Annotated in this window: 13 protein-coding genes and 1 other RNA gene; 13 read left to right on the top strand and 1 reads right to left on the bottom strand. The window is 29.3% G+C overall.

Going from position 1 to position 17,396, the window contains the following annotated elements; genetic code table 11:
- Nucleotides 1–246: 246 nt before the first annotated feature.
- Nucleotides 247–1,593: a glycosyl hydrolase family 28 protein gene (locus L3B96_RS09145; protein ID WP_238860481.1), complete on the top strand. Its 1,347-nt coding sequence runs from the start codon at nt 247–249 to the stop codon at nt 1,591–1,593.
- A 2-nt stretch (nt 1,594–1,595) separates the two neighbouring features.
- Nucleotides 1,596–2,300: a hypothetical protein gene (locus L3B96_RS09140; protein ID WP_238860478.1), complete on the top strand. Its 705-nt coding sequence runs from the start codon at nt 1,596–1,598 to the stop codon at nt 2,298–2,300.
- A gap of 105 nt (nt 2,301–2,405) precedes the next feature.
- On the opposite strand, the gene L3B96_RS09135 is transcribed toward L3B96_RS09140, so the two are convergent.
- Nucleotides 2,406–3,473, bottom strand: a complete 1,068-nt coding sequence (locus L3B96_RS09135; RefSeq protein WP_011968193.1) for a CotS family spore coat protein — start codon at nt 3,471–3,473, stop codon at nt 2,406–2,408.
- A gap of 329 nt (nt 3,474–3,802) precedes the next feature.
- On the opposite strand from L3B96_RS09135, the gene L3B96_RS09130 reads away from it, so the two are divergent.
- The 11 genes from L3B96_RS09130 to L3B96_RS09080 all read left to right on the top strand — a co-directional run bounded on the left by L3B96_RS09130 (nt 3,803) and on the right by L3B96_RS09080 (nt 17,383).
- Entirely contained in the window at nt 3,803–4,828 is a 1,026-nt protein-coding gene (locus L3B96_RS09130; protein ID WP_017211787.1) for a deoxyguanosinetriphosphate triphosphohydrolase, read from the top strand.
- 274 nt (nt 4,829–5,102) lie between these two features.
- Nucleotides 5,103–6,893 carry a DNA primase gene (dnaG, locus tag L3B96_RS09125; RefSeq protein ID WP_011968195.1) on the top strand — a complete coding sequence of 597 codons (1,791 nt, stop codon included), beginning with the start codon at nt 5,103–5,105 and terminating at the stop codon, nt 6,891–6,893.
- A 5-nt stretch (nt 6,894–6,898) separates the two neighbouring features.
- On the top strand, nt 6,899–8,029 hold the full coding sequence (rpoD, locus tag L3B96_RS09120) for an RNA polymerase sigma factor RpoD (protein ID WP_011968196.1): 1,131 nt from the start codon (nt 6,899–6,901) through the stop codon (nt 8,027–8,029).
- A 230-nt stretch (nt 8,030–8,259) separates the two neighbouring features.
- The gene (locus L3B96_RS09115; RefSeq protein ID WP_011968197.1) at nt 8,260–8,952 is read left to right on the top strand and encodes a class I SAM-dependent methyltransferase; all 693 of its coding nucleotides are present in this window, start codon (nt 8,260–8,262) and stop codon (nt 8,950–8,952) included.
- An 11-nt stretch (nt 8,953–8,963) separates the two neighbouring features.
- A complete protein-coding gene (locus L3B96_RS09110; protein WP_238860477.1) occupies nt 8,964–9,755 on the top strand; it encodes a Nif3-like dinuclear metal center hexameric protein in 792 nt (263 codons plus the stop codon).
- A gap of 156 nt (nt 9,756–9,911) precedes the next feature.
- Nucleotides 9,912–10,217 carry a hypothetical protein gene (locus L3B96_RS09105; RefSeq protein WP_011968199.1) on the top strand — a complete coding sequence of 102 codons (306 nt, stop codon included), beginning with the start codon at nt 9,912–9,914 and terminating at the stop codon, nt 10,215–10,217.
- A gap of 70 nt (nt 10,218–10,287) precedes the next feature.
- Nucleotides 10,288–10,635: RNase P RNA component class A (rnpB, locus tag L3B96_RS09100), an RNA gene on the top strand.
- A 631-nt stretch (nt 10,636–11,266) separates the two neighbouring features.
- Nucleotides 11,267–12,658, top strand: a complete 1,392-nt coding sequence (locus tag L3B96_RS09095) for an MFS transporter (protein ID WP_238860475.1) — start codon at nt 11,267–11,269, stop codon at nt 12,656–12,658.
- 196 nt (nt 12,659–12,854) lie between these two features.
- Nucleotides 12,855–14,183 (top strand): sugar ABC transporter substrate-binding protein, encoded by a 1,329-nt coding sequence (locus tag L3B96_RS09090; protein ID WP_238860473.1) that lies wholly within the window; start codon nt 12,855–12,857, stop codon nt 14,181–14,183.
- 139 nt (nt 14,184–14,322) lie between these two features.
- Entirely contained in the window at nt 14,323–16,128 is a 1,806-nt protein-coding gene (locus L3B96_RS09085; RefSeq protein WP_238860471.1) for a sensor histidine kinase, read from the top strand.
- Nucleotides 16,121–17,383 (top strand): response regulator, encoded by a 1,263-nt coding sequence (locus L3B96_RS09080; RefSeq protein ID WP_238860469.1) that lies wholly within the window; start codon nt 16,121–16,123, stop codon nt 17,381–17,383. The genes L3B96_RS09085 and L3B96_RS09080 overlap by 8 nt, the downstream gene beginning before the upstream one ends.
- The last annotated feature ends 13 nt before the right edge of the window (nt 17,384–17,396 follow it).

Here is a 17,396-nt window from a genome sequence, read left to right as displayed (position 1 = left end):
ATGAAAGTAAGCAATTCCGATAATATATAAATACAATTTCTAAGAGTATAATAACAACTAAAAGGAAGTAAATAATTAGAGTCCATAAATATAACAATAGTTAATCATAATATGTAAGTATTAAACAAAAATGATTATTGAAGTGTTAATTGGCTATAATTATAGCATATTAGTATAGAGTTTTGTTTAGGTTAAATAGGATTATTGCTAGAAAGAAGCAGTATATAATAAAAGGAGAGAGAAGCGATGGTAGATTATGATATTTTGAATTATGGAGCACAACCAGATGGAAAAACGAATAATCGTGAAGTTATTCAAAGAGCAATTGATGAGTGTACTGAAAGTGGAGGTGGCAGAGTTGTTATTCCAGCAGGAAACTTTTTAAGTGGAACTTTGATTTTGAAGAGTAATGTTGACCTACACTTGGAAAGTGGAGCGATTTTAACAAGTAGTATTCGGCAGGAAGATATGATAGATTTTGCTAGAAATTTTAAAGATGAAAATGAAGACATTGGATGGGAAGGCGGATGTTTTCTATGTGCTTTTCATGAAGAAAATATAAGTATTACAGGTCTAGGAACAATTTACGGTCAAGGTGATAAAATATTTTATGATGATAACTCAGATGGAGGTTTTAATGAATGTCCCTTAAATATAAGAACAGAGCTGCGCCCAAGAACAACTTTTCTTGAAGATGTTAAAAATTTAGTTGTAAAGGATATTACATTTAAAGATGCAGCATTTTGGACTTTACATATGGCTGGATGTGAGCATGTTATCGTGAATGGAATAAAAATTTTAAACAATCAACGCGGAGCAAATAATGATGGTATAGATCCAGATACATGCAAAGATGTTGTTATAAGTAACTGCATTATCAAAGCAGGTGATGATGCTATAGTTGTAAAAAACTCTGAGCCTATGGCAGCTAAATATGGAAGTTGTGAGAATATTGTTATAAGCAACTGTGTGTTATATTCTCATGACAGTGCGCTAAAAATTGGAACAGAAACATTTAATGCAATTCGTAATGTCATATTAAGTGATTGCGTATTTTGTGATTGTTCACGTGGAGTTGGAATATGGGCAAGAGATGGTGCTATTATAGAAAATATTCATGTGCATCATATATCAGGTAACACTAAGCGATATGCAGATTGCCCAGAGAGAAGTTTCGCTCCGAGATGGTGGGGAAAAGGGGAGCCGATATTCATTAGTTCTACTTATAGAAATTCTAAGCATAAATTCCCAGGAAAGATTCGAAATATTACATTTGATCATATTTATATGAAATGTGAATCAAGTATATTTATTGCAGGTGAAGAAGACTCACGTATTAAGAATATATCTATACAAAATATTAATTTATCTATGGAAAAACAGGGAACTCAACCTGCTGATATTTTCGATGAGCAGCCTTCTGAACGTAATGTTTATCATCATGCGATTCCAGTAGTTTACTCTAGATTTACTGATAATTTAGAAGTAGACGGAAGTGTAAAATATGTAGAACCTTATAATATAGTAGAGAATAGAATTTATGAAATAGAAGATTGCTCTAACGTTAATATTTCTATAAAGGAATGTGAATAATTATGAAAACAGTTTTGAGAGTTCATTATAGAGCAAATTTAAAAGATAATTGTGATAGTGGATTTTTTGAAAAAGCGTTAGAAGAATGTAAACAAAGAGTTTCACTTGAAATTAGTAATGGTAAAATATTGACATGTGCTATGTTTCACTATAAAAGTATGGCATTTTTATATATTGAAGTTATTACAGATAAAGAAATTTCAGAAGATGTAGATATCAATTATATCTATCACAAAGCAATAGAAAATATATTTGCGCCTCTTCAGAACTTTTTAAAAGTTTGGCCAGGCATCGAAGAGGATCGTGTTTGGGTTCAAATGTTCCACATTTATTGCTTTGCTTATCCTGAAAGTTTAGAAGAATGGAGAAGACCTATCCCACCACATAAAAGATGCGGACGAATTGCTATATTATACCCTGATAAACTGCATTCATATATATATCATCATTACGCTATTGTAAAAGAAGGATGCTTTAAAGGTGATAAATATCAATCAATTGCTATACATGAAAATATTGCTTTTCAATATTTTGAAACACCACGTGATCGATATATAACTAGTTTAAAAGGAAATTCATCACAAGAATCTATTGAACTGAAAAATTGGACAAACATGAGCCCCGAAAGTCATTTTATTCATTTACCTGGTTCAAATGGACAAAATTTTTTGGAAATTCCTTGTTATTTTTCAATTTCTGATAGTTAAATTCTTGCTTATTTAAAACAGTATTATCTTGATATAAGATAGTAAAAAAGGCCTCTTAAATTATAAATTTAAGAGGCCTTTCATATTAAGTTTACAGAAACAATTTCAAAGTAAAGTCATATTGAATTTTTTTTGTACTTGATTTATTATATCTAGCGCAAAATCATATTGAAGATTTGTTTTTGATGTCGCGTTTATTATTAAAGTTAAGAAAGCAGATTTATTACACTTGTGAATATTCCTATAGTAGTCTCTTGATATCCTCCAATATTTTTGCGGAAAGCAAATATAAGAAATTAAGTAACGTAAATCTGAGTGTGTTAAAGGACACAATTCATTATAGGCATCTAATATAGAGAGAGCTAACTCAACATTCCATTTTGTGTTTTCTCGTTTAAGTAATCTTCGCATAAAATATGCTAGATCTTTTGCACTGTAATCTACTTTGCACTTATCAAAATCTATCACCCAAGGATCTAGATCAGGAGGAAAAATTAGGTTTTTGTTTACATAGTCACCATGGCATAAAGATTTACTTAATTCATTATTGTCAATTTTATTTGATATGTCTAGAGAGAGTTTAGCAAGGCGTAAATTTATATCAAAACTTGAAATAAATTGTCTTGAAAATGAATCTTTGTATTTAAACGATTCATTTGATGCTTTAAGTAAATCTTCAAAATGTTTTAAGGTAGATATGTAATAATCCTCAAATCCTTCTTTTGCTGAACTTCCTAAAATAGGTCTAAATTTACGAGATACTGAATGAATCTCAGAGAGTTTTCTTACAGAGATTAAAACATGATCCAAATTATCGAAATTACATTTCTCACCCTCAATCCAAGGAGTTAATATAAAAAGCATATCTCGATAAGATACAAATCTATTATTATCAATTGTAGGTAAAAGTTTTGAGACCCTAATATTATTTCTATATAGCCACTCAATAGCTGAATATACATATAGCAAGTCATTCAAATTATAATAAACTTTTTTTAGACAGTAATTTTTATCTTTATAATTTACCCTATAAACTGCTCTTTGCTTATCAGTATCTTTAAATTTAATTATTGAAATCTGAGAGTTTTGTAAATTATAGTATGGTAAAACATTTTGTTTTATAATTTCTGGGGAAAGATTAGATTCTTGTAAAGATAAAACTTCAGTACCCATAAATACGCTCCTTTATAAGGTGATTTTTATTGAACTTTTATGATACAAGGTAAACTTTGATTGAAAGTTATACCTTTAAGTAAAATTAACATGTTTTTAAATTTTAATTAAGATATAGAAATATATATATAGGTAAGATTTCTATATAAAAAAATTCCTAATTATTAAATAATATTAATTTAATCTTAGTATTAGACTAAAAATAATAAAAAATAAAAATTAATGAATATAAAGATATTATTTTTTAGTTATTTGCAAATAATAAATATAGTTAATAAATAGAGGAATATAATGATATAGATAGAATACATAAAAAGAGGTGATAATATATGAATGTAAGAGAAAAAATTCAAAATTTTGAAAGCTTGACATTAATTAAAGAAGCTGCTTTTTCAAAAAATTCTATTGGCAGAAAAATTAGAGAAGAAGATGATGATATTAGAACTTGTTATATGCTTGATAGAGATAGAATTATTCAAAGCAAATCATTCAGACGCCTCAAGCATAAAACACAAGTATATATAAAAACATTTGGAGATCATTATAGGACTAGATTAACTCATACATTAGAGGTATCTCAAGTTGCAAGAAATATTGGAGCTGGAATCGGATTAAATGAAAATTTAATTGAAGCTATAGCGTTAGGGCATGATCTTGGGCATGTTGCTTTTGCACACAATGGAGAAGAAGTGCTAAATGAATACTTAGAAGATGGATTCCGTCACAATGAACAAAGCGTTAGAGTTGTTACTAAACTCGAAAATAACGGGCAGGGACTTAATCTAACTGAAGAAGTAATTAATGGAATATTAAATCATAGTGGGCTTGGGAGCGTTAAAGATATAATTACATTAGAAGGAATAGTGGTGAAATTTAGCGATAAAATGGCGTACTTGAATCATGACATTGATGATTCTATAAGAGCAGGTTTATTAAGCAAAGAAGAGATTCCAAGAGAAATTGTTAAAGTATTTGGAGATACTTCAAACGAAAGATTAAATGTCTTAATTAAAGATTTTATAAAAAAATCAAATGATAATCTCAACAATGGGGTAAAGGAAATTGGGTTAAGTCCAGAAATAAGTGAAGCAATGACTGAACTTAGACAATTTATGTTTAAAAATATATATTTAGGGGATACATTAAAGGTTGAAAGAAATAAGGCGAAATTTGTTTTAAATCAATTAATTAAACATTTTGAGGAAAATCCTTATGAGATGCCAGATATTTATGTGAGCATAGCTAAAAACGAAGGCTTGAAACGAGGAGTTGCTGATTATGTGGCGGGAATGAGTGATGATTATTGCTTATCACTATTTAATAAAATATTTATCCCTAAGTTTGTAATAGACTAATTATATATGGGATTCATGTCTTAGAAAGTTTAAAATTATAATGAATTTAATAATATTCTCAATGAATAAAGATTTGCAATAAAAAAAGAGGATTTTAAATTAATAAAAAGAATTACTTTAATATATAGTATTATTCAATAAATATTATTTTATAACTGGTGAAACTTTAAATTAAAAAAAATTAATAGTTTTCTAATTATTTTAGAAGGAAAACTCGTTATTATGTCGAATAATATATAATTGCCAAAAAAAGCAGTAGGAAGGAGATGTCTCCTTGCAAATATCAGAAGAAGTTCTTGAAAGGATAAAAGAACAAAATGACATCGTTGATATTATTTCAGAGGATGTAAGGCTAAAAAAATCAGGTAGAAATTTTATGGGATTATGTCCATTCCATAATGATAAATCTCCATCATTTAGTGTTTCAAGTGAAAAACAGATATACAAATGTTTTTCATGTGGAGAAGCAGGAAATGTGCTTACGTTTGTTATGAAATATAAAAAACTCACTTTTATAGAAGCTGCAAAATATCTAGCAGATAAAGCTAATATTCCGCTACAGATAAATGATAATGAAAATAGCGCAGTTTCTAGAAAGAAAGAATTTTTATATAAAGTAAATGTTGAAACAGCTAGATATTATTTTGCTAATTTACAAAGAATTAAAATGGCAAAAGAATATTTTTTGAAGAGAGGGATAAAAGAAGAAACCATAAAGAGATTTGGTTTAGGCTACTCTCAAGATAGCTGGCATGGATTAACAAACTACTTAAGAACAAAAGGATATAAAGATAATCTATTACTTGAAGCTGGATTGATTTCAAAAAGTGAGAAATCAGGGAATGTTTATGATAAATTTAGAAATAGAGTAATGTTTCCCGTGTTTGATGTAAGAGGAAAAGTTATTGGATTTGGAGGTAGGGTTTTAGATGATTCAAAACCAAAATATTTAAATTCACCAGAGACCATGATTTTTCAAAAAGGGATAAATCTTTATGGATTAAATTTTGCAATTAAGAATAAGCTAAAAGAGGATTACATTATTATAGTTGAAGGATATATGGATTTAATATCGCTTCACCAATCTGGTATAACAAATGTTGTAGCATCACTTGGAACTGCACTTACAGTAAACCAAGCAAGGCTTCTTAAAAGGTATGTTAATAAGGTAATAATTTCTTATGATGCTGATTTGGCTGGACAGACTGCTACCTTAAGAGGTCTAGAAATTCTAAGAGGTGCTGGATTTGATGTAAAAGTATTGATAGTACCAGATGGAAAAGATCCAGATGAGTTTGTGAGGAATCATGGAAAGGAGTCATTTCTGAAGTTGGCAAATGAAGCTCTTCCTTTAATTGAATATAGAATTAAGAAAGCAGCTGAAGGTATAAATCTAAATAGTGGAAATGATCTAGTAGAATATGGAGAAAAATTTGCAGAAATTCTAGCAGATCTAAATCCTATAGAAAAAGATGTATATATAAGGAAAATTTCAGAAGAAACAGCAATTAAAGAACAGGCATTATATGACTTACTTTCACAAGTAATAACAAAAAAACAAAAAGAAGACAATTTTGTGAATAAAAAGGAATATTTTGGAACAAAATTATATGTAGAACCCGCATACTTAAAGGCTGAAAGAGCATTATTAAAATTAATGTTCAAAGATGAATTTTATGATGAGATTAAAAGCTCCATAAAATCAGGAGATTTTGTAATAGAATCACATAATAAAATTTATTCATTAATATTACAAGGCAAAAGTGAGGATACTAATGATATAGGTAATATAGAATCCTATGTAGAAAGTAGATGTGACGATATAGAAAGTTCTAAAGAGTTGACCAAGATAAGGGAACATGAGATTTTAGATTTTACTGATAGAGAGCGACTAATAAAAGATTATTTAAAAGAGGTAAGAGGCTTTAAACTTAAACTGCAAATTGAGGATTTAAAGAAAAAGCAAAATAGGTTCGAAAAAGAGGGGAAAATTGAAGAATCTATAAAAATTGCAATAGAGCTTACTAAATTATCTGAAGCACTTAAAAAGGGAGAGAGAGGTTGAAGGTTATGACGGAAGGAGGCAATAATAAGATGGAACAAAAAGCTAATGGAAAAGTAACAAAGCCAAAAGACGATAAAAAAGATAAAAATGCTAAAATGGCGGCTGTAAAGGAATTAATTGACAAGGGTAAAAAGAATGGCTCACTAACATATAAAGAAATTATGGAAGCTATGGATCATATTGATTTGAGCCCAGAGCAAATAGAAAAGATATATGAAGTTTTGGAAATGACAGGTGTTGAAATAATAGGTGAAATTGCTGATACAGAAACTGAAGAAGAAATTGATTTATCGGTCCCAGAAGGTATAGCTATAGATGATCCAGTTCGAATGTATTTAAAAGAAATTGGAAAAGTGCCTTTATTGTCTTCTGAACAGGAAATAACTTATGCGAAAGAAATTGAAGAAGGAAACCAAAAGGCTAAGAAAAAATTAGCTGAAGCGAATTTAAGATTAGTTGTAAGTATAGCTAAAAGATATGTTGGAAGAGGTATGTTATTCTTGGATTTAATTCAAGAAGGAAATTTAGGTCTTATTAAAGCTGTTGAAAAATTTGATTACAGAAAAGGATATAAATTTTCGACTTATGCTACATGGTGGATTAGGCAAGCAATAACAAGAGCAATAGCAGATCAAGCTAGAACAATAAGAATACCTGTTCATATGGTAGAAACTATAAATAAGCTTATTAGAGTACAAAGACAATTGCTCCAAGAATTAGGTAGAGATCCATTTCCAGAAGAAATCTCGAAGGTTATGGAACTTCCAGTAGATAAGGTTCGCGAAATTCAAAAAATTGCACAAGAACCAGTTTCGTTAGAAACTCCAATAGGTGAAGAGGAAGACTCTCATTTAGGAGACTTTATCCCAGATGATGAAGCACCAGCACCAGCTGAAGCAGCAGCATTTACAATGCTTAAGGAACAATTAATCAATGTCCTAGATACATTAACCCCTAGAGAAGAAAAAGTATTAAGATTAAGATTTGGACTTGATGACGGAAGAGCCAGAACACTTGAAGAAGTGGGAAAAGAGTTCAATGTTACTAGAGAAAGAATTAGACAAATTGAAGCAAAAGCTTTAAGAAAATTAAGACATCCGTCAAGAAGCAAGAAATTAAAAGATTATCTAGATTAGTAGCTAAAAGCACCTAAAATTAGGTGCTTCTTTTTAAATAAGGAATTAATAGATATCAAACTTTAAAATTAGACTTGTGTAATAACATACCGAAATCATAAATATATTTATGATTTCTAGTGAAGATATGAACTTAAGGTTTTAGCAACTTTGTAAATACATTCATCTAATAAGTCGAATCCTTAAATTGGATATCTAAAATTTATAAGTAAGACAAAAAAGAGGTAAATATGGAATTAAGTAAAAGACTAAAATGGATTATAGAAAAAATTAATAAAGTAGAAATAATAATGGATGTTGGAACAGACCATGGATATATACCAATATATTTAGTTAAACATAATATAGCTAAAAAAGTTATTGCATCAGATATTAATAAGGATCCACTGAAAAAAGCTAAAATTAATGCAGCGCTTGATGGCGTATTAGATAAGGTAGATTTAAGATTAGGAAGTGGTCTAGCTGTATTAAAAAATAAAGAAGCTCAAGCTGTAATAATTGCAGGAATGGGTGGCAATTTAATTAGAGATATATTAGAGAATGATTTAGATAAGGTGAAAAAATTAGATTATTTATTGCTTCAACCAGCACAAAATCCAGAAGTATTAAGAGAATATTTATATACTAGCGATTATGAAATATTAGAAGAGGACATTTGCTTGGATGAAGACAAGTATTATGAGATATTTAAAGTTAAGTATAAGAGAGGTGATTATATAAAGTTAGAGAATATATTTTATGAAATAAGTCCATTTATATTAAATAAAAAATCACCACTATTTAAATCATACATAGAAAGTAAAATTGAAAAAAATGAAAAGGTAATAGATTTTATTAAAGATAATACTGAACATGCAATTTCGAGAAGAAATGAATTAATAGAAAAAAATGAGAAGTTAAAGAAGCTACTAAAAAGTTTTTAGGCGGTGAGATTATGGTCAAAGTAAAGGATATAGGAAAAGAAATAGAAAAATTTGCACCAAAATTTTTAATGGAATCGTATGATAATGTTGGCCTAATGGTTGGAGATGAAGATAAGACTATAAACAAGGTTTTATTATCTTTAGATTGCACAAATGAAGTGATTGAGGAGGCAGCGGATTTAAGATGTGAGTTAATAATAACTCATCACCCACTGCTATTCAAAAGACCTAAGAGTATAGTTAAAGGAGATTTATTGGGGAACAAGTTGATAAATCTAATTAAAGAAGATATAGCTTTATACTCTTGCCATACCAATTTAGATAGTGCTAAAGGCGGAATTAACGAAACTATAGTTAGAATGCTAGGATTTGAGTCACAAGAAATTATTGAACCTAATGAATCTAATAATTATAAAGATGGCGGAATTGGAAGACTAGTTAAATTAGACGAAGAAATAATGTTGAATGATCTTATAGAAATTATTAAAAAAAATTTAAATATAAAAAATATGAGGATTGTTAGGGGAAAAAATAAAGCAAGGACAATAGCTATAATTAATGGCAGTGGACAAGATTTCTTTTATAAAGCAAAAGATCTTGGTGCAGACTGTATAATAACAGGGGACACAACATATCATTTTGCATCGGATTTCAAAGAATTAGGTATAAGCATAATAGATGCAGGACATTTCTCAACAGAGTACCTTGTGTTTTTAAAAACATTGGATTTTTTAAAGGAAAAATTTAAAGATGTAGAGTTCATTGCTTCAAAAAAAAGTGAAGATCCTTATGAGTTTGTTTAATAAATTAATATTTAGTAAAACTTTATATTAAAGTCATAACTGCACTAAATTATTTAAATGTTAAGTTCTAATGCATATAATTAATTGAAAAAGAGTTTACTAAAAAAATGAATAGGTGCATATACTAATAGTGTAATAATAATTGTGCGGTGAATTATGGGGAAAGATCATGATTTTAATAATAAAAATAGTGAAGATTTAAAAGATGACTTGAAAAATTTCTTTAAACATAGTAAGAAAACAATACGAAATTTTTTTAGGGGAGGAAGCAGAAGAAGTAAATATGGTGGATGGAATGGTAGATTTCCACCATTTTTTCCTAGCAAGAATCCTCTTTTATTTTTACTTTATCCTAAATTAATTGTTGGTGGACTTATATTATTAACGCTTCTATTCTGTGGCGTAAGTTTATATGGAATAATAGTAATACTATTATTAACAATAATATTTTTTTTAATATAACTATAATTTAGAAATGTTGTATAAAAAATATATTTGCATCTTAAAAAGATATATGTTAATATAGATTTTGCGAGTGAGACGTGCAATCGCTGCTAGACTTAGATCTAGGAGAGGAAAGTCCGAGCTCCATAGGGCAGGGTGCTGGATAACGTCCAGTCAAGGCGACTTGAAGGAAAGTGCAACAGAGATATACCGCCTAAGTTTACTTAGGTAAGGGTGGAAAGGTGATGGTAAGAGCTCACCAGCGTGATGGAGACTTCACGGCTATGTAAACCCCACTTGGAGCAAGACCGAATAGGGAGGCAATTAAGGGGCTGCCCGTCCCGCCTCCGGGTGCGTCGCTTGAGCTTACTGGCAACAGTAGGCCTAGATAGATGATTGCTTAATACAGAACTCGGCTTATGGCTTATCTCGCATATGTAAAATAGGCAGTTGAGAGAATGGAAGGTTAATTTCTTCCGATATTCTTCCGACGGCTATTTTTTTGTGTTAATTTACATGAAGATATTTAATGATGTTGATTTTTTATAATATGTATAATCTTGATAGCTAAAAAACTAGAGTTTAGAAATAGACTCTCATGTTGTTCATTGAATTAAGGTTTTTATATAGGTTATAAACAATATAATGATTTTTATGATAATATCTGGCTTGTATTATCGTATAGTTTAAGGGAAAATTCAATGAATTAAACTTTTTGAACCTGTAGTTTCAAAGTAGAAATAAAATATTTAAAAGAAACTTTGCTAAAAATCAAATGAGATTTTAGCGAAGTTTTTATTTTTTTAAAATTAGTGTAAATTCATATGCAAGGTGATGTTAATTAAATTTTAATTCGCTCGGTAAAGATTAGAAGAACATAAAATAACAAACAACAAACAGGAAATAGTTTATTTATTATTGTTGTTAAATAACAGATAATTGAAATGTAACCGATATACAAATTATATGAAATACTAGTTTAAATATATTTTGTAAGGAGAGTAGAGAAAAACTGATTTTCATTACAGGAATTGTAGGTTACATCTAAAATACTAGGAGGTAATTTTATGAATCAAACTAAAAAGATAGATACAAGTATTTCTACAAGAGAAAAAATCGGATATGGTTTTGGAGATTTTGCATGCAATCTTGTATATGCGAGCATATCTAGTTATTTACTGTTCTTTTATACTGATGTTTTTGGATTAACATCAAGTGCAGCGGCATTTATGTTTTTTATAGTTCGTATTTTGGATGCTGTTTCTGATCCACTTGTAGGAATGATTATCGATAAGACAAATACTAAATATGGTAAGTTTAGACCGTTTCTATTATATGGTGCAGTACCTTTCGCAATCTTAGCTATATTATGTTTTAGCACACCACAGCTAAGTGAAGGTGGAAAAATGATATATGCTTATGCAACATACATTGCTCTATCTGTCTGCTACACCTTTGTTAATGTTCCATATGGAGCTTTAACTTCAGCAATGACTAGAGATCAACATGAATCTGTTAGCATAACTACTTATAGAACATTTTTAGCAAACATAGGACAAGTTGTCGTTGCATTTTGTGTGCCATTATTAGCAGGCCAATTCTCAAAAACAATGAGCATTGGACAAAGTTGGCAATTGACTATGGCTATAATAGCTATTGTTGGAGGAATTTTATTACTAATCTGTTTTAAGTCTGTTGAAGAAAGAGTACAAGTTCCTGCATCACATACCAAAATAAAATTTAGTGATATCTTTGAGCAATTTAAAGTTAATAGTCCATTAGTAGTTTTAAGCGTATTTTTCTTTGTTATATATGGAGTAAAATCTGTTGTAAGTGCAACTGGAATCTATTATATAACTTATTATGTAGGTAAACCAGAGCTTGTTAAATGGTATTCAGCGGTCGGCACTTTTCCAGCATTATTAATTATTCCGTTTATACCTTGGTTAAGTAGAAAATTAACTAAAAAGCAACTTATGACATTATCAATAGCTACTGATATTATTGGAATGCTTGGATTATTTTTATCACCAAGTAATTGGCTTGTTACAATATTTATTTCACGTGGAATTGCTTCAGTTGGAAACGGTATGATTAGTGCATTTATGTGGGCATTAATTCCTGAAACTATTGAATATGGCGAATGGAAAACCAATAAACGTTTAGGTGGAATGATATATTCACTTGTATGTTTTTTCTTTAAATGTGGTAATGCTCTTGGTGGAATGATCCCAGGTATAGTTTTATCCATGAGTGGATATGTTGCAAAGCAAGCTCAAACACAAACAGCTCTTCATGGTATTCTTATTGCAACAGCAATCATTCCTATATGTTTATATAGTATATCAATTGTTTGTATGAGATTCTATAACTTAGATAAAGAAACTTATGCAAGAATTTCTAAAGAGTTAAGAGAAAGAAATGCAGCTGAACTGGAAAAAGAATTGATTTATGAATAAGAATAATTTATTTATAGAAAAAAGATTAAATGAACAAAATTTATTATTATAAATACTATTTTTAAATAGTATTAGAATATTGTTTCGCTAGCCTAATCAGTGTATTATAAATATGTATTTGTGAGAAATATTTGTTTATTTGAATAAGTATCAAGTTATACTGGAATAAATATTTGGTAATTTGGAGGTCAATCGTATGAAAAAATTCTTACCAATTGTTCTAATATTAATTATCAGTACGACCTTAATTTTATCAGGGTGTAATAAATCAACGTCGCAAGATATTTCACGGGAAGGTTTAAGAAAGAAAACAGTAGTAACTTTCTGGGCGGCATCTGTAACACCGGAAAGAGAAGTCTTTTTTAAGGAATTTCAGAAAAAGGTTAGTGAAACATATCCAGATATACAGTTAGATTTTCTTGGGATACCAGGTGACTTATCAGCGTATAGACAAAAAGTAGATGTTGCAATTGCATCAGGAAAAGCACCTGATATAACCAATGATTTTAGATCGTCACTATTAACAAATGGTTACTATGAAGATTTAACTAGTTATTTTGATAAATGGGAAGATAAAGATAAGATTAATGAGGATTTGATTAAAGCTACAAAATCATATGATCCATCAGGTAGAGGTCTTTTTGCACTTCCATATAGTTCACAAACTTGGAACCTATGGGTAAGATCAGATTGGCTTAAAGAGGAAGGATTAAATGTACCGACTAATTGGGATGAATTTTTTAATACCGTTGAAAAGTTAACTGACAAAAATAAAAATAGATATGGATTAGCTATTCGTGGAGGGGCAGGAAGTGCGAATACTTTAGAAATGCTTATGTATTCGTATTCTGGTATAACCAATTATTTTACAGAAGACGGTAAGGCAACAATTAATAATCCTAAGAACTTAGAATTTGCAGAGAAATATCTTGAGTGCTATAACAAATTTACAGCACAAGATGATTTGACGAAGAGCTGGACGGAATTGGCAAATTCATTCCAGTCAAGTAAAGCAGGTATAGTTATTCATAATTTGGGATCTGGGAAATCTATGATGTCTGCATTTGATAATGACACCTCGAAATTTGAAGCAGCAAAATTCCCAGTTTCATCTAAAGGATATATAGTTCATCCAAAGCTAATGCCTTTAGGACTATCGATGTCATCTAAATCAGAAAATAAAGATGCAGTATGGAAAGTAATGAAATTATATTTAGATAAAGATATAAATACTGAGTATTGTAAGTTATATGGTGAAATTCCGGCAAATATAGAGGCCACTAAAAATAGCTTTTTTAAATATACGCAATATATGTCTATAGGTGTTGATTTGCAAGAGTCTAAGGAAGTTAGATTTACTGATACACCATACTATTTAGCAAATTATTCTAGCATAGAATCTCAAATGGACTCAGTAATTCAGAAAGTGATGTCTAAACAAATGACAGCAAAAGAGATGCTTGATCAGTGGGCAGCTTTGCTTGAAAAAGCAAAAAGAGATTACGATAATTCAGTAAAGAAATAACAGATTGTAATATTAAAAATATAAATTTATATAAAAGTTCTGGGTAACATTTGTGTATAGAGGTGACTCACGATAATCATAAATTACATTAACAAAATTTTAGGTAGATATAAATATCATTTTCGAGGAGAAATTAGGTATGCGAAGATTGTTTGAAAATTTGTGGAGAAGGCCAATTAAGCAACAGCTAAACTTAATATACATTCCAGTCATTTTGATATCAGCTATATTAATTGGAATTTTTTCATACCTTTTTCAAATAAAACAAATTGAAAAAAATTCATCTTTTTTACTTGAAAACTCAGTGAATCAAACAGCTATCTCTGTAAATGAGAAGATAAATATACCCTTTTCGCAAATGGTAGCTGAAAGTGATAGTGTATCAGTTGGAAACCTATTCATGAACCGCTATACTGAGGAAGATAAATCAAGAAAATATATGGATATATTAGATTGCTATAATCAAATGGAATCTGTTTACTACAGTATTAATGACATGATTGATTCTATATATTTTGTAACAAATACTGGAGTAGAGGTAAGCATGTACAAAGGAGATACGCCAGTTAATATAGGCATAGATTTTAATGAATGGTTTAATAGAGATATTTACTCAGAAACTGGATATGGATGGATTGAGAGTCATGAGGATAAAGTTTTTTCTTCAAAGTCATCAAGAAATGTTATCTCTATTGTAAAAAAATTTGGTACTAAGGATTCAAAAAATAAAGCAATATTAATTTATAATCTTAAGACAGAGTATTTTAAGGAATTGTTAGATAAGGTTAATATTAGCCCAAATGGATATGTAGTAGTTATGAGTCCAGATGGGAAAGCAATAGTTAATAGCACAATAAAAACATTTAATATAGAAGATAATGATATAGCTAGAATTAAAAGTGATATTGAAAAAGGCAGTATTAATGATACGAAAATAGGAAAAGAGAAAGTATCAATATATAGTAGTTCTGAAGATAATTTATGGAAGGTAATTGGTGTTGTTCCTAAAAAAGACTTAGTCAGTGAAGCAAATAACTTGAAAGTAATTTTAATAGCATTTATAGGAATATTGTCAATTGTTTTATTGTATATTTCCACTCTATTAGCTAGAGGAGTATCAAAGCCGATAGAGATTCTCTCAAATAAGGTTAAAGAATTTGAATTTGGAAATATAAATGTTAAGTTTGAGATAGATACAGAAAATGAGTTGGGAACATTATCAAAAGGCTTAGAGAGATTTAAAGAATCAGTTCTTGAACTTTTAAGAAAAGTAATGCAAGAAGAAAAACAAAAGTCAAAATTGGAACTTTTGATAATGCAGTCACAAATCAAACCTCATTTTTTATATAATACTCTTGGCTCAATTAAGCACTTAATTGATATGGGGAGAAATGATAAGGCAAGTGAAATGTGCGCCGCTTTATCTAAATTTTATATGATAGGTCTTAGCGGGGGAAGAGATATCATTTATGTAAGTGAAGAGATTGAACACATTAGAAATTATCTTAAAATTCAACAAATGAGATATGATAAAGAATTTGAATTTTATATTAATATTAGCGAAGACATTATGAATGAGAAAATGTTAATTCTTACTCTTCAACCGATTATCGAAAATGCTATATATCATGGGATTAAGGGAAAAGAAGGTCTTGGTACAATCATTTTATCCGGAAATAAGAAAGATGATAAAATGATATTTGAAATATATGATGATGGATTAGGAATGAGTGAACAGGAGTTAGACAATTTAATTAAAACAATTAATAATAGAAATGATCAGCAATTAAAAAGTTTTGGACTAAGAAATGTAAATAATCGCTTAAAATTGTATTTTGGAAGTAAAGCAAGAATGAACTTTTTTAGTATAAAAAATGAATTTACACAGGTTATTATAGAAATTCCTATAGAAGCAGGACAAAAAGGAGAAGAAAAATATGTGTAGGCTTTTTATTGTTGAAGATGAAGAGATTATAAGAGAGGGTATTCAAAAAAATATAGATTGGGAATTAAATGATGTCAAAATAGTTGGGACTGCGGCAAATGGGAAAGAGTGCTTGGAGAAGATAGAAACATGTATGCCAGAGGTTATATTATCAGATATTAAGATGCCTTTCATGGATGGAATGGAGTTAATCCAGCATATTTATGAGCTATATCCTAAGATAAAAGTGGTATTATTAACTGCATTCGATGAGTTTGAGTATGCGAAAAAAGCATTAAACTATAAAGTAAGCCAATATGTTATGAAATACGAAGAGAATGAAAAAATATTAGAGGCTGTTTTGAGGGCTGGAAATGAATATACTGCTTCATTAAACCAAGCCGAAAGAGTAAAGCAAAGTGAAATATTATTGGAAAACAAAATATTGAGAGATTTATTATTTTATGATGAAAAGTCTGAGGAAATATATCAGAATCTTCTTAATAGTAATATAAAATTTTTATATGATAACTTTTTTGTTACGTGTATTTCAAACAGAAACTTAACTCAAAGCAAGCATATAAGAAGTATTGCCGAAGGATATAATTTTTTTGAAAGAGAAATTAGAATTTTAGGCTTAGAAATAGATTTTTATTTCTGTAAAACGGAGCAAAAATTATTTATTATATCTAACCTTCCCAAAGAAGCAGATGATTCATTTGATAAATTTATCAAAATATTAGAAAACCTACTAAAACATAAAGAAAAAGAGTGGCAATGTAATTTGAAAGCCTCAGTTGGTAGTATATATAACGGATTGGAAGGTATAAGCAAATCATACGATGAAGCAAATTATATAATGTCTTTATATCAAATGAATCAATATTTTGATAGAGATAAAAGGACTGTGATTGTAAGCAGCAATGATAGTGTTTCTGGGTCTGCCAATAAAAAAACAGTAGAACAAATAGTAGAATACATTAAAAAACACTATTGGGAAAAAGATATAAGTTTAGATAGTATATCGAAAGACGTGCATCTAACGCCCGCATATATCAGTGCAATGTTTAAGAAAGAAAAAGGCATTAATATTTCAGATTACATTATAAAGATAAGGATTGAGAGGGCAAAGTATTTATTGATGACTACGGATATGAAAACATATGAAATATCTGAGGAGATAGGATACGTAAATTCTCAGTATTTTAGTGTATTATTTAAAAGAAATGCGGGCGTATCACCTACAGAGTATAGGCAAAGAGTTAGTGGAAAGTAGATAGAAAGAAGGA

The sequence above is a fragment of the Clostridium sp. YIM B02569 genome (assembly GCF_022320765.1).
Lineage (GTDB): Bacteria > Bacillota > Clostridia > Clostridiales > Clostridiaceae > Clostridium > Clostridium beijerinckii.
Note: the sequence above shows the minus strand (reverse complement) of the source record. Positions and strands in the feature narration are given on the sequence as shown.

Excerpts from the sequence above, each read along its gene's own strand:
- L3B96_RS09145 (WP_238860481.1), top strand. The coding sequence starts at position 247 with ATGGTAGATTATGATATTTTGAATTATGGAGCACAACCAGATGGAAAA.
- L3B96_RS09140 (WP_238860478.1), top strand. The coding sequence starts at position 1,596 with ATGAAAACAGTTTTGAGAGTTCATTATAGAGCAAATTTAAAAGATAAT.
- L3B96_RS09135 (WP_011968193.1), bottom strand. The coding sequence starts at position 3,473 with ATGGGTACTGAAGTTTTATCTTTACAAGAATCTAATCTTTCCCCAGAA.
- L3B96_RS09130 (WP_017211787.1), top strand. The coding sequence starts at position 3,803 with ATGAATGTAAGAGAAAAAATTCAAAATTTTGAAAGCTTGACATTAATT.
- rpoD (WP_011968196.1), top strand. The coding sequence starts at position 6,899 with ATGACGGAAGGAGGCAATAATAAGATGGAACAAAAAGCTAATGGAAAA.
- L3B96_RS09115 (WP_011968197.1), top strand. The coding sequence starts at position 8,260 with ATGGAATTAAGTAAAAGACTAAAATGGATTATAGAAAAAATTAATAAA.
- L3B96_RS09110 (WP_238860477.1), top strand. The coding sequence starts at position 8,964 with ATGGTCAAAGTAAAGGATATAGGAAAAGAAATAGAAAAATTTGCACCA.
- L3B96_RS09105 (WP_011968199.1), top strand. The coding sequence starts at position 9,912 with ATGGGGAAAGATCATGATTTTAATAATAAAAATAGTGAAGATTTAAAA.
- L3B96_RS09095 (WP_238860475.1), top strand. The coding sequence starts at position 11,267 with ATGAATCAAACTAAAAAGATAGATACAAGTATTTCTACAAGAGAAAAA.
- L3B96_RS09090 (WP_238860473.1), top strand. The coding sequence starts at position 12,855 with ATGAAAAAATTCTTACCAATTGTTCTAATATTAATTATCAGTACGACC.
- L3B96_RS09085 (WP_238860471.1), top strand. The coding sequence starts at position 14,323 with ATGCGAAGATTGTTTGAAAATTTGTGGAGAAGGCCAATTAAGCAACAG.
- L3B96_RS09080 (WP_238860469.1), top strand. The coding sequence starts at position 16,121 with ATGTGTAGGCTTTTTATTGTTGAAGATGAAGAGATTATAAGAGAGGGT.